Genomic DNA, 16,028 nt, shown 5'->3' with positions numbered 1-16,028 from the left:
ATATCAACTGGAAAAATTTATAATAATATTTATCTTCAGAAAAAAGATAGAGGCTAATGGTGGTATGTTATTCAGTACGTTTCTGAGATCGATAAAAATCGCGCTTAAAGCAGATTCAGCTTTAGCAACTTGAATCTATGGTAATTTAAAATCGTCCTCTGAGATCTCATCATTTTCTTCCAGAACTTTTTCTGCGGCTTCAAAGTCGCGTTCACTTACCAATAGATAATAGTTTTGTGACATTGGAAATACTGCGATATTGTTCACGTATTCATTTTTGATATAGCTGGGAATTTCGCGGGAAGCGAGTTTGGTTTTGGCAACTTCAATTTCATACAAGTACGAAGATTGAAAAATTGGAACTAATTCTGACATATTTTCTTTTTTGGAAAGTTAGTTATTTTTTCCAAACCAGCAGATGCAGCAAGAAAAATGAGCATTAATTTTCTATTTCAACCAAAACAGTTTTTTCGTCAACTACAAACGCAACCGTAGTTATTTGCCGCAATAATATTTGCCAATATAATTTTGAAAGAAAGCTAGGAAGAAGTTTTAGCCACGATCGCAACGGCATCCTTTTTTGAGGAGGCACGACGAAAAAAAGATATAGTGGAGAGCGTGACTGGTTTTGAAAGAAGCAAAAATAAGGTTGCTCCCAGCAAAAAGCACTACTAGTTACTCCACTTTTTTCCTGTTGATGTACCAATACACGGGAACTCCCAATAAAATGAGGATGAATCCTGGCCAGGTATATTGAGGTTTGAAGATGATTAAAAGGGTGCAAAATGCAGCTCCGATGAGTAAATAAATAATTGGCGTGATTGGATATAGCCATGTTTTGTACGGTCGTTCTAAATTAGGCTGTTTGATTCTGAGCCAAATCACTCCGAAAACGGTGACCATATAAAATAATACGATGATGAACGAAATCATATCGAGTAAATCGCCATATTGCCCGGAAAGCGCAAGAACTGACGCCCAAAGTCCCTGCATCCAAAGGGATCTTCCCGGAACACCATTTTTATTATTTTCTGCGGCAGATTTAAAAAACAAATTTCCTTTGGCCATGGTTTGAAAAACTCGCGCTCCTGCTAACACCAATCCATTGATGCAGCCAAAAGTTGAAATCATGACTAAAACCGCCATAATGATTGTACCTGTGCTGCCGAATATAACTTCGGAAGCAGCTACGGCAGGACGGTTGGTATTGGCGAAAGCGATTCCGTCGCGATCGAGTGCGTGTAGGTAAACGAAATTGACAAAAAGATATAAAACCATTACCACAGAGGTCCCGAGAACCATTGCTTTTACGACATTTTTCTTAGGGTTTTCAATTTCGCCAGACATAAATGTTACGTTTTCCCAGGCCACAGAACTAAACACAGAACCGACCATGGCGGCGGCAATTCCGCCAAGGAGCGTAATACTTCCGATGGATTTCCAACCGCTTGATTCTAGAGAATTCCCATTTTCGACGCCAAAATCCTGAAAAGCATTCCAGCCAAAACTCATATTTGAAGCCCACTGGGAATCTTTCACCAGAATTACTCCGAAGATAATGATGGCTAGAAGAGCGATGATTTTCGAAGACGTGAAAACATCTTGCAGAATTTTTCCATTTTTTAATCCTTTAGAATTAATGTAGGTCAGCAACATGATAATAGCAATCGCTAAAATTTGAATCCAGGTGATTTTGAAACCACCATTTTGAAAAAGCGGCTGGGCATCATTGAGCGCTGGAACTAAATAGGCGGTAAATTTACCGAAAGCCATTGCCACGGCGGCAATCGTTCCCGTTTGGATGACGGTGAACAAACCCCAACCATACAAAAAACCTGGCATTTTTCCAAAAATCTCTCTAATGTAAGTGTACTGCCCACCCGCTTTTGGAAACATTGCGGAAAGTTCGCCGTATGAAATTGCGGCAGCGACCGTCATAATTCCGGTAATGACCCAAACTGCGATCAGCCAATAACCGGAACCTAAATTCCGCATCATATCTGAGCTGACGATAAAAATTCCACTCCCGATCATAGAACCCATGACCAACATCGTGGCGTCCCAAAGTTTGAGTTTTTTATGCATACCTTATTTAAGATTAATGAAGGGATAATACTTCCTAATTTATTTTTAAAAAATTATAAATACTACACTGTAAATTTTTAGTTTAGGAAATGAAACCTTATTCCGATTTTAAGTTTGAAAGCGGTAAATATATAAATTTTCTGCAAAGAATTTTAAAAATTAATAACAACAGTTAATCAATTAACATAAATTATTGATTCAGAAGCAATTCGCATTTAAAAATTTTATCTATTTTTGTAAAAATTAAATCAATGAAAAAATTAGGTCTTTTATTATCATTCCTATTTTGTACGGTAGCTTTTGCACAAAATTCGGAGGCTAAAAAAGTTGGTCCACCAGAAGGCATGGCAATGGTTGGCGAAAGTTATGGCGCCGGAGTATCTGCAAACTCGGAGAAATCTGCAATTAGCGTCAAGAAATTAGATCAGATATTAAAGAAATCTGCGAAAGTTGAAAATGTCGCCATTAAAGGAAAAGTAGTTAAAGTTTGCGACAAAAAAGGCTGCTGGCTAACGGTGGAAACAGCTAATAAGGAAAAGTTCTTTGTAAAGATGAAAGATTATGCTTTTTTTGTACCGACGGCCTTGGAAGGTAAAACGGTAATTTTGGAAGGAAATGCCGAAACAAAAGTTACTTCGGTTGACGAGCAAAAACATTACGCGGAAGACGCTAAAAAATCTCAAGCCGAAATAGATGCGATCACTAAACCACAACAAGAAACCAGATTTATGGCGAGTGGGATAAAAGTCATTGACTAAACCGCACACCCATAAAAATATAAAAGCGAAGTCGAGTGACTTCGCTTTTTCTTATTCTATTCTAAAATCTACTTCTTCATCTAGTTTAGGAAATTTCTTCTCTGAGACAAAATTTTTCCCAGTACAATTAATTTCTACCCAGCCTTTCTTTTTACCAATATCTCCCACTTCGACCACAATTGGAGTGAAAGAAATTTCATTCGCATCCGGCTTTATTTCTTCTTTGTATTGTACAGCGATATCTAAAATACACTCAAAATCAGTATTCAGCTTGACATTTCTGTAAATAACATCGAAATGTGATTCTATGTTTTCAGGGATTTCTTGATAGGTTTCCCAACCATCAGTGGCACCATTTAAGGTCGAAATCGCCAGCAATCCCTCGTACAATGCGAACGTATAGTATTTTCGAGTTCCAGTTCTTTGATAATCATTAGGGAAATGACCTCCTTCAAACAAAATTGTTGGAATGCCGATTTTGGTAAAATTATCTCCTGTCGAACTAGGATAATGCTCATCTGAATACCTCGCAATTTGATTGGGAATTTCGATCTTCAACTTTTGATATATTCTCGAAATTACGGCCATAGCTTTCTTTCTCGTTTCTGAAATAGTTCTTTCATGGTCCTGAGATGGCGCTAAAAAAGATAAGGTGGCAGGGTGGACTCCGTCCGTACTAAAAATTGTTCGCTGCTCATGCAGGTTCAAGGCATAATGATAAGTTCCATTTTTCGCCAGCTCTTTTAACAAAGGAAACTCTTTACTCGATTGTTTAAGGAAATCTCTGTTAAGATCAATATCTAGTCCGTTTCGTCTGGTCCATTTCTCTGAACCATCTGGATTAAGCATAAAAATAAAATCCAAACTTATTTTTGAGAATAAATGTTCTTTCAGATCTGGTTGTCTTTTAAAGATCTCCAGCAAATCCAACATCGCATGAGTCGAATTAGATTCATTTCCATGCATCTGAGACCAAGCGAGGACTTTTATCGGTCCATTTCCCAGACTCATTTTGTAAATCGGATTTTCAAGATAAGAAGATCCGACCTTTTCAATAACCTCACTGTAATTCGTCTGTAGGTAATAAAATAATTTCTCTGGGGAAATATAGCGGTTTGGGAAGTTAGGGTTCTGATGGTAAATTACGTTTGACGACATTCTTATTTATTTTACAATTTCCAAATTTAGAATTTTCTTTTCTAAAAACGCAATTAACTTTTGTAAATTGATTAAACAGTGTTGATTGCCAGAATGTCTGTTGATTAAATTGTGGATTGCGTTATTTTTAATTACTATTTACAACTTGTTATATTTCAGTGATTTAAAGTATTTAGCTCAATCTAAGGTTCGCACTTGGTTCAAGTGAAAAACATAAGCTTTTTCGCCATTTGGTGGTAATAAACACAAACACTGGTTTTTATTTTTGATAGACGCATCTTCTGTTATTCACAAATGTAAATTACTGAACAAGTACGTATTTTGATTATATTTGCGCTTTACTATTATATGACAAACGAGAGTATTTTCTTATTAGGTTTCATCCTCTTCATCTTTATTATCCTGGCGTTAGATTTAGGATTGTTAAATAAAAAATCTGACACTGTTTCGATGAAACAAGCTGGATTGATGAGTTTCTTCGTCGTGGCACTTTCTATGTGTTTCTATTTTGTTCTCACTAACTACGGTCACCTACTCCATGGTATAGACAGTATCGAGAAACTTCAACAGATCGTTTCTAAACATCATCATCCTGTAAAGATTATACCTGGCGATTTGGGAAGTAGTCTTTATTTATACAATCAAAATCTCGGACTTGAATATTTAACGGGGTACGTAGTAGAATACGCGCTATCAGTTGATAATATCTTTGTAATGGTTCTGGTCTTTACCGCGTTTGGCGTGGCTCCAAGAAATTATCACCGCGTGCTGTTCTGGGGAATCCTGGGAGCGATTGTAATGAGATTTATTTTCATTTTCGTAGGTGCAGCTCTTATTCAGAAGTTCGAATGGATTATGTATGTGTTCGGAGCTTTCTTAGTATTTACAGGGGTTAAGATGTTCTTCAGTAAAGACCACGACGAAAAAATTGATACTCAAAAACATCCCGTAGTAAAATTCGCCAATAAGTATTTTAAGGTACATAACCATTTTGTGGGTAATAAATTCTTTGTGAAAATCAATGGCGTTAATAAAATGACTCCTTTATTTCTGGTACTTGTGATCATAGAATTTACCGATTTAATATTTGCAGTTGATAGTATTCCGGCGATTTTCTCGGTGACTAAAGATCCTTATATCGTCTTCTTTTCTAATATTTTTGCCATCATCGGCCTACGATCTATGTTCTTTCTATTAGCTGGAGTTATCGACAAGTTCAGATTCCTACAGGTAGGATTGGCAATTCTTTTAACCTTTATCGGATTGAAGATGTTGTTCCATGAATATCTCGATCAATTAGGTTTTTCAACTACCGATTCACTTTTCATTATTGTCGGAATTCTAGGTGGAAGTATCTTCCTTTCCTTGGTATTACCAGAGCAGAAGAAAGATCGAAAATTAAAGTATGATCCTAAAAATGATGATCATTTACGAAAGTAATTTAGGAATGTAAATACTCAACAACATTATCTATCAATTAGTTATCACCTCATTTTACTTTTGTAATTGAGGTGATTTTATTTTAGTTTACTTATGTAATTTATATTTGTAAAATATTATTTACATTTGTAATATGGATTTAAAGGAAAGAATTTCTAAAGTAATCACCTACGCTGAATTATCACTGTCCGAATTTGCAGACGAAATCGAAGTACAGCGTTCGAGTATCTCTCATATTACTTCTGGGCGGAATAAACCATCACTGGATTTTTTAATGAAAATTAAAAGACGCTTCCCCGAACTCGCATGGGAATGGCTTATCGAAGGTGAAGGGGAAATGTTGAAAACAGCCGTTGAGCCTAATGAAATTAAGGTTGAGCCGGAAAAACCTAAACCAACATCACTACCCGATTTATTCTCGTTAATAAATGATGAAGCCTTTGGAATTACTGAATCTGAGGATACAATCATTAGTAACGTTCCACAGGAATCGAATTTGGCTGAACAAGTAGTTACAAAGGAGAAAATAATGGATTCTCAGCGATTAGAGGTTGCTGATTTAGAAAAGAAGATAGAGTCAATTGATAAACAGGAAGTTAAACTTAAAAGAATCGTTCTCTTCTATGAAAATGGTAAATTTGAATCTTTCGAACAGTGATTTGAGACTTCCGACATTAAAATCAAAAATAACAAAAAAATTTAATTTTGTATATTTGAGTCTACCCTTTTTAAACGGACTAATATGAAATTGGCTGACCTCGCAAAAGAACTTAAAATTCCTACGGATAGTTTTATCAAATTTATCCAGGATTTTGATTTAGAGCTTTCCGAATGTATAACCACAAATTTTGACGTTAAGGATGACTTCGCACGATTTGCAAGAGAAAATATTACTTTCTTAAAAAAGTATTCAGAAGATTTAAACCAAAACAAATCGATTGAAGAGATTGCCGAAAACATCGATCAACCGACCAATAAAGTTGCAGAGATTATTAAGAAAGATAAGCCAAAGGTATTTGATAACGGCAAATACAGATCTTCTGTTTCTAGTTTTGGTATTGATAACCAACTTGGTGGCAACTACAAATTTATTTATAACTATTTTGGTAAAAGTACGCCACTGGCAGAACGTGAATTTATCGGTTATCGGGATGTTTTTTTCTTTATTTCTCAAGCGTTAGAACCCTACCTCAATAGTGGTTCATTACAAGAATGGGGAATCCATAAACCAGCCGGCATTATTGTATATGGTCCGCCGGGAAGTGGTAAAATATTTTGGGCTAATAAAATTGCAGAAATCATCTCCTACGATTTCAAAGAAATTAAAAAACACTATTTAGGAACTACATTGGTCGATAATCAGAAAACAACCTTTAATGATTTTCTGATTCAGATGATGAAGTCGGACAACGTCCTTCTTTTATTAGAAGATTTCGATCAGTTAATGCGTGAACGCAATGAAGAGCAATCGGTAAAAAGTTGTGATGAAGAGAGCAAAGAATTAATCCTTCACTATATCAGCCATTTTGAAAGAGAAAAAATACTGATGGTTGGTGCTGCCAATTCATTGGCAAATATTGACAAAGAGCTACTCGCTCCGGGAAGGTTTGACGTTTTAATCCCCGTTTTTCCTCCGAATATCAAGGAACGTTCAGAAATGCTTCTACATCATATGACCGAAAATCTTGCAGATGAGGCTTTGTTAATGAAGATCTTAGAAAACAATAAAGCACATCGACTGCCCTTCTGGTTGGAGGTTTCTAAAAATATGCGCGCATTTTCTAATACCATGCTCATTGATTTTACCCAAAGCTTGAAGAAAAGAATTAGAAATGTCTATTTAAAAGATCAAACTCTGCCTATTGTAATTACCCAAAAAATGCAAGATGCTTCTTTACGAGACGCTTCAAAAAAATTAACAAGTACTTACTTAGAGCAAGTAGATCAGTTTCTGTTCGATGTTTCCCTGAATAATTATGATGATTTTAAGCAAAGAATTGACGCGCTGAGAACTGAATTAGAACATTATAAAATTGTGGATCTGCCAAAAAAACCAATCGGATTTACTCATACCGACGAAAAAAAGTCATAAAAATAACCCACTTAATTCAATGAGTTATATATTTAGATACTAGAATTTTTAATTCTTTTTACAATTCTAAAGGTTTTGAAACGCCTATCTCATAAACATTTGCTTGCTTTAGATATTTTGAGCGTTCGCGGGAAGTTATCGATTCGAATTCATTATTTTTCAAAACGATGATTGGATCTTCCGAGATTTCAATCTCAGCATTTGCGATATATTTTTCTTCTGGGCTGTCGTCATTCAAATCTGCTTTTCTCTCCTGCAGTTGATCCGCGTAGTCTCTAAATGCTGGATCTGCGGAATGAATAAATTTGTATTCTGGACCTGCTTCTACAAAATAATGCAGTTTTTGAGAAATCAAAGATGCTTCGTTGGTTAGTTGTGGATTATCATTTCCATCTTTAAATCCAACTTCTACTAAATCACCTAAACTTTGAGCAGCATAATTTTCTGCGTCTTGAAATGTTGCGAAACCTACAACGATCTCCTTTTCGTCCATTTGATATTTTACTAGTTTTTCCTCGTTAAAAGTTTCCATAATTTGTTATTTTTTTAATTAGGTAAAGGATATCAATAACATTGCCATTAAAACTGATTAATAGAAAGTTTAACGGTATTTTAAGAAATTTCCTATCTTTGAAATCTTATCAAATTTATTATGAAAAAAATCCTCTTCTCCATTTCTATTTTAACATCAGTCTTGTATTTCTCTCAGGAAATAACTTTAGATAAAATTTATTCCGGTTATTATCGAGGCAAAGGAATTTCAGGAATTTCATCACTTAAAAACGGCGAAAATTATGCGATCATCGAACCAGGTGGAATTGCAAAGTACTCCTATAAAACCACTCAAAAAGAAGGAAACATCGTTGATGGAAAATTCCAGTCTTATATTTTTAATGATGATGAGTCAAAAATCCTTTTGCTAAAAGAAAGTCAACCTATTTACAGACATTCTTTTTTAGGAAAGTTTGACGTTAAAGATTTAAAATCAGCAAAAGTTTTAACTCTTAATAATGGAAATTTTGTACAAGAGCCGACTTTCTCGCCAGATGGAAGTAAAGTAGCCTTTATTGCTGATAACAATTTATTTTATCAAGATATTAATTCGGGAAAAATTACTCAAATCACGACCGATGGTAAGAAAAACTTTATCCTTAATGGATTAGGTGATTGGGTGTATGAAGAAGAATTCGGACATGCTAAATTATACGAATGGACAAAAAATTCAGACGCCATCGTTTTTGTAAAATCAAACGAATCTGAAGTTCCTGAAATGTCGATTCCGATTTATGGAAAACAGCTCTACCCTTCTGAAATGCGTTTTAAATATCCTAAAGCGGGAGAAAAAAATTCAGTAGTTTCTGCTCAATTGTATCGTTTAGATTCGGCTAAAACGATGGTCTTAAATCTAAGCAACTATAAAAATTATTACATTCCTGACGTTTATAAAACTGCGAAACCTGATGAAATCATTTTGATTACGTCGGAAAGGTTGCAAAATGCTTCTGATGTTTTAAAGGTAAATACAAAAATGGGAACCGTTACCAAACTATTCACCGAATCTGATAAAAGATGGATCGATACTGATAACGTAACCTTGGAATTCTTAGCTGACAACTCATTTATTTGGGGCGCAGAACGAGATGGCAACCGTCATCTTTATTTATACGATCAAAACGGAAAACTGAAAAAACAAATCACCAAAGGAAATTGGGAAGTAACCAATTACTACGGTTATAATCCGAAAACCAAGGAAGTTTTCATTCAAACAACTCAAGAAGGAAGCATCAATAAAGTAGTTTCGAAAGTGAATATCGATACTGGAAAAACTACCTTACTTTCAAATGCTTCCGGCACCAACAGTGCCAACTTCAGCCAGAACTATAATTATTTCATTGAAACATCCTCTTCTGCCGCCAAACCTTTCACTTATGTTTTGAAAGATGGCTCAGGAAAAACGATGAAGGAATTACAAAATAATGAAGAGCAGCTGAAAAAACTTCAGGCTGATAATATGGTTGTTAAAGAATTTATGACCATTCCCAATGAAGTTGGAGATCAGATGAATGCTTGGGTAATGAAGCCAAAAGACTTTGACCCGACTAAGAAATATCCTTTATTTATGTTTCAATATTCTGGTCCAGGTTCTCAGCAGGTGACCAATTCCTGGGATCAAGGAAATGGTTTATGGTTCAACCATTTGGTTCAGCAGGGATATATCGTTGCTTGTGTTGATGGTCGTGGAACGGGTTATAAGGGAACTGAATACAAAAAAACAACTTATCTTAATTTAGGAAAATTCGAAATTGATGATCAAATTGCTGCTGCAAAGTGGTTTGGAAAACAATCATACATCAACAAAGACAGAATTGGGATTTTTGGTTGGAGTTACGGTGGATATATGGCGAGTTTGGCCTTGACAAAAGGAGCAGATGTTTTCAAAACCGGAATAGCGGTGGCACCAGTTACAAACTGGAGATATTACGACTCCATTTATACCGAAAGATTCATGAGAACTCCACAGGAAAATCCAGGTGGATATGATGATAATTCACCCACAACCTACGCAAATTTACTTAAGGGCAAATACCTTTTAATCCATGGAACTGCTGACGATAATGTTCATTTTCAGAACGCTATGGAATTTTCGGAAGCTTTAATTCAGAACAACAAGCAGTTTGAATTCATGGCTTATCCCGATAAAAACCACGGAATTTACGGCGGCCAAACCCGTCCGCAATTGTACCAGAAGATGACTAATTTTTTACTAGAAAATCTTTAAATAAAACAGCCATAAGGAGCTCTCAAACTACCAATTTGGGGGCTTTTTATATTTAAACTAAATAATATATATTTGCTCAACTTAAACTTTAAAAATGGAACAAAAATCAACCAGCAAACATCCTAAAGGTTTACCTTATCTGTTTTTTACAGAAATGTGGGAACGTTTTGGCTACTATCTAATCCTCGGAATCTTCGTTCTATATATGATCGACAGTGAAAAAGGAGGTCTTGCCTTTAATGATAAAAGTGCAGATGATATTTTCGGAACTTTTATCGCCCTTACTTATCTTACTCCTTTTCTTGGTGGTTTTTTAGCTGATAAAGTTTTAGGATATATCAAAGCAATTTATATCGGGGGAACCTTGATGGGTTTAGGATATTTGGGTGTTGGTTTATTCAAAGAATTACCATTATTCTACGCTTCATTAGGACTTGTAATTCTAGGAAATGGTTTCTTCAAACCAAGTATTTCTACCTTGTTAGGAAACCTTTATAATGAAGAACCATACATCGCAAATAAAGATGCGGGATACAATATTTTCTACATGGGAATTAATATTGGCGCCTTTATTTGTAATATTATTGCGGCCTTCATGCGTAATAAATATGGTTGGGGACCAGCCTTTATGACAGCAGGAGTCGGGATGTTTATTGGGTTATTGGTTTTCACCTTGGGTAGAAAGCACATTTTACAAGCTAATATTTTGAAACCATCTCAAGAAGGTGACACCAAAATATCTGACGTTTTATTAAAGGTTTTCTTACCAGCGATCGTTGCAGGGGTAATTGGCTGGATGATTCCCGGAAATGTTTTCGGAACCGATTCTACTGACGCCTTCATTTTTGCCTGTATTCCCGTGATCTACTTCTACATTATGCTTTATGTAAAAGCTAATGCAGAAGATAAAAGACCTATCGGGGCTTTGCTTGCTATTTTTGCAGTGAGTTTAATGTTCTGGGCAGTATTCAAACAAAACGGAACTGCACTGACTCGTTGGGCAAACAATTATACCGATCGCTCTATTCCAGCGCCTTTGATTGAACCATTAAGAGCCATTAATTTAATTGATGGAAAAGATGGCGTACAAGGTAAAACTTACGAAATGAAAGAGGTCTCAGCGTATGATGATCAATACCGTACCAAGAAAGATGAAGCCGGAAAACCAGTAAAAGAGCAAGGTCAGGATATTTATTTTAGAAATATTTCAGAAACTGAACGGGCTAAACTCGAAGCCAAGCCGAGTCAAGAGGTGGCTCTTTACAATACCGAATTATTCCAATCGATTAATCCAGCCTGGGTGATTATACTCACGCCAATTGTCGTCGGCTTCTTTATGTTCTTGCGGCGAAAAGGAAAAGAACCCACCACTCCGTCCAAAATTGTTTTAGGACTATTTATCTCCGCCTTATCCTGTTTGGTAATGGTAGGAGCCGTGTATGCCGGGGACAATGGATTGATTAAAGTATCTGCCATCTGGTTAATAGCGTCCTATGGAGTTATTACGTTGGGAGAATTAATGCTTTCGCCGATGGGACTATCGCTTGTGTCAAAACTTTCGCCACCGCGACTTACAGCTTTAATGATGGGAGGATTCTTCTTATCAACATCAATCGGTAATAAATTATCCGGTGTCTTAGCTAGTTTTTGGTATGAATACGACAACAAGGCGTATTTCTTTGTCGTCAATTTTGGTTTGTTGTTAATTGCAACCATTTTAGGACTTTCAATTTTGAAAAGGCTTAATAAAATTTTGAAAGAAAAAGGGATTAACTAAAACCTTTGATAACTAATTATCTTGAAAGTGCTGTTAAATTCAGCACTTTTCATGTTTAATTTGAGAATATCCTTTCTCCTAAAAAGAAAAAAAAACTATATTTGTTCCTTAATCAAAAACAACAATTAAAAAAAATGGATACAACACAGCCTCAACAGGGACATCCGAAAGGATTATACACTCTGTTCTTTACTGAAATGTGGGAGCGATTTTCCTATTATGGAATGCGTGCGCTACTTACAATTTTTCTAACCGCAGAGCTGGCAACGGGAGGTTTCGGCCTAGACCGTGCTGAATCTTTATCGGTTTATGGAGTTTTTACTGCTTTAGTTTATCTAACGCCTATTCTAGGAGGTTGGTTTGCAGATAAAATTTTAGGTCAAAGAAAATCGATCTTAGTTGGTGGTTTAGTGATGGCGATTGGTCAGTTTATGTTGGCAGCAGGTTCTTCCATTGAATTGTTACCAGATCTTGAAACCAGAAAAAACCTTTTTTATCTAGGTCTAGGAGTTTTGATTTTAGGTAATGGTTTCTTCAAACCAAATATTTCTACGATCGTTGGAGATTTATATGATAATGATGATCCTCGAAAAGATGGTGCTTTTACCATTTTCTACATGGGTATTAACATTGGAGCTTTTCTTTCTCCTTTCGTAGCGGGAACTTTAGGCGAAAAAGTGGGTTGGCCTTACGGTTATTTTGCGGCAGGTTTAGGAATGCTTTTAGGTGTTCTTTGGTTCTACGCACGTAGAGGAACTCTTGGCGACAAAGGACTTCCACCAGGATATAAAGAAAAAGGACTGACTGATCTGGTAGGAAAAGACTGGAGAGATGTAATTTTATACACCATCGGAAATGTCGCGTTCGTTATTCTAATTATGTTCATTTGGAACCACTCTTCCGAACTCATTCATACCATCATGGTTTGGGTCTTGGGAATTGCTGGAGTTGGATTTATTGGAATGTCCATTTTTAAAGGGACCAACGGTTCTACAGAATGGACCAGAGTATTTGTAATCTTAATTCTTGCCTTTTTCAACATCGTTTTCTGGGCAGGATTCGAACAGGCTGGAGGAACATTTAACCTTTTCGCACAAGAAAATACAGATAGAGTTGTTGGTGGATTTGAAATCCCAACGACTTGGTTTCAAAACATTAACCCTATTGTGATTGTGACCTTGGCTCCCCTATTTTCAATCTTATGGGTGAAATTAGCAGCTAAGAAACTAAATCCAAGAACTCCTGTTAAATTTGCAATGGCAATGTTTATTGGAGCGATTGCTTTCTTTATCATGACTCAAGCACAAAACAGTGCAGATGCAGGAAATATTGTTAGCCCAATGTGGTTGGTAGTTGTTTACGCACTCCTAACAGTGGGAGAATTAATGTTATCACCAATCGGACTTTCTATGGTGACTAAATTATCTCCAGGAAGCATCACGTCAATTATGATGGGTGTTTGGATGGCCAGTTTTGCTTTAGGTAACTATTTAGCGGCAACTTTAGAGCAAATCTTAACGACGTACGATTTTGCTTTATATCCTTTTATTACTTATTTAATGTTGGCTTCAGGAGCATGTTTATTATTGCTCTCACCAATTTTAAACAAGTTTATGAAGGGAATTCACTAAGAATTTTTCAAATAAAAATATACCAAAACCATCGATTATTCGGTGGTTTTTTTTAATTTCGTGTGGTCAAATTAATCTAAAGTCCATTCGCTACTTTGATTGATTACTTTTTATACTCATTTTCACAATTTAAAAATATGAATCTAACTCTCGAACAAATTCAGGATTTCAAAGGAAAATATCCGAAACAAATTTGGTCACTCTTCTTTTCTGAAATGTGGGAACGCTTCTGCTTCTACGGAATGCGGGGAATGCTGGTGTTTTTCATGATTTCCCAACTGAATCTTGCCGAAAAGGAGGCTAATTTACAATACGGAGCTACACAAGCTTTTGTATATGCGTTTACCTTTGTAGGTGGTTTGTTCGCAGATAAAATATTGGGTTTTAGAAAATCTTTATTTTGGGGAGGATTTTTAATGATCATTGGAAGTATGATTTTGGCCGCCAATCCACATGACTATTTTTTCCTTGGAATTTCATTTACGGTGGTAGGAACTGGTTTCTTTAAACCAAACATTTCTACCATGGTTGGAAAACTTTATAAATCAGGTGATAATAGAACCGATGCAGGTTTCTCTCTCTTTTATGCGGGTATCAATCTAGGAGCTTTGCTGGGAGGTTATCTTTGTATCGCCATTGGTAAAGGTGAATTATTCGCTCACTTAATTCCAGAAGGACTTCATTGGAATGTTGCGTTCGGGCTGGCTGCTGTGGTAATGGTGATCAGCTTAATTAATTTTGTTTTTACTCAGAGAAGTTTAGGTCCGATCGGACTTCAGCCTAAAAAAACATTAGCGAACGGCGAAGAAATAGATATGGAAAAATGGAAAGAATACGGGGTTTACGCCTTGTCTTTAATTTTCATTCCGATGATTATGGTGATGGTTGCTAAAACCGAATACACCGACTATTTTATGTATACCGTGGGACCTTTGACGTTAATTTATCTATTTTATGAAATGTCAAAAGTCAACAAGCCAGAGCGAAATAAACTTTTCGCGGCTTTAATTTTTATTCTTTTTTCGATTGTATTCTGGGGAATTTACGAACAAAGTGGTGGTTCCCTGAGTATTTTCGCTGCTCATAATTTAAATAATGATTTACTAGGATTAGATCCAAATGGAGTTAATAATTCTGGAGGTGCATTTTTCATTTTACTAGTTGCAGTTCCAATCGGTTTGCTTTGGATCTGGTTGAGTAAAAAGAAATTAGAACCTAATACCATTATTAAATTCGGTTTAGGATTCTTGTTCTTGGGCTTAGGATTTTATGCGATTTATGCGACTAAGTTTTTCGCCAGTATGGCTGGAGTGACGTCACTCAGTTTATTTACGATTGCACTCTTTATAATAACGCTGGGGGAAATGTGCCTCTCACCTATCGGTCTTTCAATTATGACAAAACTTTCTACCCAGAAATTACAGGGAATGATGATGGGAATGTGGTTCTTAGCATCTGCTTATGGCCAATATGTGGCGGGATTAATTGGTGCCAACATGGCCACCGCCCGCGACGGGTCTTCAAATCTTGAAAAACTGGAAGCATATACTTCAGGTTATAAGGATTTAGGTCTATATGCCGTGATTGCGGGAATCATTTTAATAATAATTTCTCCATTAGTTAAAAAACTGATGCAAGAAGTACGGTAATATTTAACTTGGTACGACTTTAGCCATTCACTCAAAATGAAAAAAATAATCCTTTTATTCTCAATATCCATAACATTTCTGGCTTCCTCTCAGGTGAAGTGGATGACCTTGGGAGAAGCAATGAATGCACAGAAATTAATTCCAAAAAAAATATTGGTCAATTTCTACACAGATTCTTGCACTACTTGTAAAACCATGGATAAAGGTACGTACAGCCAGCCAGCGATTGCGTCTTACATAAATGACAATTACTATCCTGTAAAATTTAATGCGGAAGGAAGCGAAGATTTAGAAGTATTCAACAGAACCTTCACCAATTCGAACTTTGCAGAGGGGAAGAAGAAAAATTCCATGCATGATTTTACCAAATACATGAATGTTAATGCAATTCCATCTGCCGTTTTTTTAGATGAAGCTGGCAATCCAATTACCATTTTGCAAGGTGCATTAAGTGCGAAAGAATTAGAACCTTATATCACATTCATTGGTAATGACGACCTAAAAAAGGTTACTACGCGAGCTGATTGGGAAAATTACCAGAAGAAATTTAAGTCAACCATTAAGGATTAATCGCCGAAATCTTAGAAGAAATCAGATGACTTTCAATTAACTTTGGAAGTCTTTTTTATTTTAACGAAATTCGCTGCATCCTACGATCA

General features: G+C 36.0%; 13 protein-coding genes. 9 read left to right on the top strand and 4 right to left on the bottom strand.

Annotation, left to right across the window (positions count from 1 at the left end):
* Positions 1–135: 135 nt before the first annotated feature.
* Positions 136–375 (bottom strand): putative signal transducing protein, encoded by a 240-nt coding sequence (locus BMX49_RS10495; protein ID WP_034720551.1) that lies wholly within the window; start codon positions 373–375, stop codon positions 136–138.
* Between the two features lie 300 nt (positions 376–675).
* Entirely contained in the window at positions 676–2,085 is a 1,410-nt protein-coding gene (locus BMX49_RS10490) for an APC family permease (RefSeq protein WP_034720549.1), read from the bottom strand.
* A 251-nt stretch (positions 2,086–2,336) separates the two neighbouring features.
* Here BMX49_RS10490 and BMX49_RS10485 point away from each other — a divergent pair, with 251 nt between their 5' ends.
* Complete coding sequence (locus BMX49_RS10485) at positions 2,337–2,843, top strand: DUF4920 domain-containing protein (RefSeq protein WP_034720547.1); 507 nt, start codon at positions 2,337–2,339, stop codon at positions 2,841–2,843.
* Positions 2,844–2,894: 51 nt separating this feature from the next.
* On the opposite strand, the gene BMX49_RS10480 is transcribed toward BMX49_RS10485, so the two are convergent.
* The gene (locus BMX49_RS10480) at positions 2,895–4,001 is read right to left on the bottom strand and encodes a M14 family zinc carboxypeptidase (RefSeq protein ID WP_034720546.1); all 1,107 of its coding nucleotides are present in this window, start codon (positions 3,999–4,001) and stop codon (positions 2,895–2,897) included.
* 348 nt (positions 4,002–4,349) lie between these two features.
* Between BMX49_RS10480 and BMX49_RS10475 the strand changes: the two genes are divergently transcribed.
* The 3 genes from BMX49_RS10475 to BMX49_RS10465 all read left to right on the top strand — a co-directional run bounded on the left by BMX49_RS10475 (position 4,350) and on the right by BMX49_RS10465 (position 7,533).
* Positions 4,350–5,441, top strand: a complete 1,092-nt coding sequence (locus tag BMX49_RS10475; protein ID WP_034720543.1) for a TerC/Alx family metal homeostasis membrane protein — start codon at positions 4,350–4,352, stop codon at positions 5,439–5,441.
* Positions 5,442–5,574: 133 nt separating this feature from the next.
* Positions 5,575–6,099, top strand: coding sequence for a helix-turn-helix transcriptional regulator (locus BMX49_RS10470; RefSeq protein WP_034720541.1), 525 nt, complete (start codon positions 5,575–5,577; stop codon positions 6,097–6,099).
* Positions 6,100–6,183: 84 nt separating this feature from the next.
* Entirely contained in the window at positions 6,184–7,533 is a 1,350-nt protein-coding gene (locus BMX49_RS10465) for an AAA family ATPase (protein WP_034720538.1), read from the top strand.
* Positions 7,534–7,591: 58 nt separating this feature from the next.
* Here BMX49_RS10465 and BMX49_RS10460 read toward each other — a convergent pair whose 3' ends face one another.
* On the bottom strand, positions 7,592–8,065 hold the full coding sequence (locus BMX49_RS10460; RefSeq protein WP_034720536.1) for a hypothetical protein: 474 nt from the start codon (positions 8,063–8,065) through the stop codon (positions 7,592–7,594).
* A gap of 120 nt (positions 8,066–8,185) precedes the next feature.
* On the opposite strand from BMX49_RS10460, the gene BMX49_RS10455 reads away from it, so the two are divergent.
* The 5 genes from BMX49_RS10455 to BMX49_RS10435 all read left to right on the top strand — a co-directional run bounded on the left by BMX49_RS10455 (position 8,186) and on the right by BMX49_RS10435 (position 15,939).
* On the top strand, positions 8,186–10,312 hold the full coding sequence (locus tag BMX49_RS10455; protein ID WP_034720534.1) for a S9 family peptidase: 2,127 nt from the start codon (positions 8,186–8,188) through the stop codon (positions 10,310–10,312).
* A gap of 94 nt (positions 10,313–10,406) precedes the next feature.
* On the top strand, positions 10,407–12,089 hold the full coding sequence (locus BMX49_RS10450) for a peptide MFS transporter (RefSeq protein WP_034720531.1): 1,683 nt from the start codon (positions 10,407–10,409) through the stop codon (positions 12,087–12,089).
* Between the two features lie 134 nt (positions 12,090–12,223).
* Positions 12,224–13,720: a peptide MFS transporter gene (locus BMX49_RS10445; RefSeq protein ID WP_034720529.1), complete on the top strand. Its 1,497-nt coding sequence runs from the start codon at positions 12,224–12,226 to the stop codon at positions 13,718–13,720.
* A 137-nt stretch (positions 13,721–13,857) separates the two neighbouring features.
* Positions 13,858–15,369, top strand: coding sequence for a peptide MFS transporter (locus BMX49_RS10440; RefSeq protein WP_034720528.1), 1,512 nt, complete (start codon positions 13,858–13,860; stop codon positions 15,367–15,369).
* 36 nt (positions 15,370–15,405) lie between these two features.
* On the top strand, positions 15,406–15,939 hold the full coding sequence (locus tag BMX49_RS10435; protein ID WP_034720527.1) for a thioredoxin family protein: 534 nt from the start codon (positions 15,406–15,408) through the stop codon (positions 15,937–15,939).
* Positions 15,940–16,028: the final 89 nt, after the last annotated feature.

This window comes from Kaistella antarctica, assembly GCF_900109615.1.
Taxonomy (GTDB): Bacteria; Bacteroidota; Bacteroidia; order Flavobacteriales; family Weeksellaceae; genus Kaistella; species Kaistella antarctica.
This window is presented reverse-complemented; position numbering and strand designations above follow the sequence as displayed.

Coding starts and splice junctions, on each gene's coding strand:
- BMX49_RS10495 (WP_034720551.1), bottom strand. CDS start 375: ATGTCAGAATTAGTTCCAATTTTTCAATCTTCGTACTTGTATGAAATT.
- BMX49_RS10490 (WP_034720549.1), bottom strand. CDS start 2,085: ATGCATAAAAAACTCAAACTTTGGGACGCCACGATGTTGGTCATGGGT.
- BMX49_RS10485 (WP_034720547.1), top strand. CDS start 2,337: ATGAAAAAATTAGGTCTTTTATTATCATTCCTATTTTGTACGGTAGCT.
- BMX49_RS10480 (WP_034720546.1), bottom strand. CDS start 4,001: ATGTCGTCAAACGTAATTTACCATCAGAACCCTAACTTCCCAAACCGC.
- BMX49_RS10475 (WP_034720543.1), top strand. CDS start 4,350: ATGACAAACGAGAGTATTTTCTTATTAGGTTTCATCCTCTTCATCTTT.
- BMX49_RS10470 (WP_034720541.1), top strand. CDS start 5,575: ATGGATTTAAAGGAAAGAATTTCTAAAGTAATCACCTACGCTGAATTA.
- BMX49_RS10465 (WP_034720538.1), top strand. CDS start 6,184: ATGAAATTGGCTGACCTCGCAAAAGAACTTAAAATTCCTACGGATAGT.
- BMX49_RS10460 (WP_034720536.1), bottom strand. CDS start 8,065: ATGGAAACTTTTAACGAGGAAAAACTAGTAAAATATCAAATGGACGAA.
- BMX49_RS10455 (WP_034720534.1), top strand. CDS start 8,186: ATGAAAAAAATCCTCTTCTCCATTTCTATTTTAACATCAGTCTTGTAT.
- BMX49_RS10450 (WP_034720531.1), top strand. CDS start 10,407: ATGGAACAAAAATCAACCAGCAAACATCCTAAAGGTTTACCTTATCTG.
- BMX49_RS10445 (WP_034720529.1), top strand. CDS start 12,224: ATGGATACAACACAGCCTCAACAGGGACATCCGAAAGGATTATACACT.
- BMX49_RS10440 (WP_034720528.1), top strand. CDS start 13,858: ATGAATCTAACTCTCGAACAAATTCAGGATTTCAAAGGAAAATATCCG.
- BMX49_RS10435 (WP_034720527.1), top strand. CDS start 15,406: ATGAAAAAAATAATCCTTTTATTCTCAATATCCATAACATTTCTGGCT.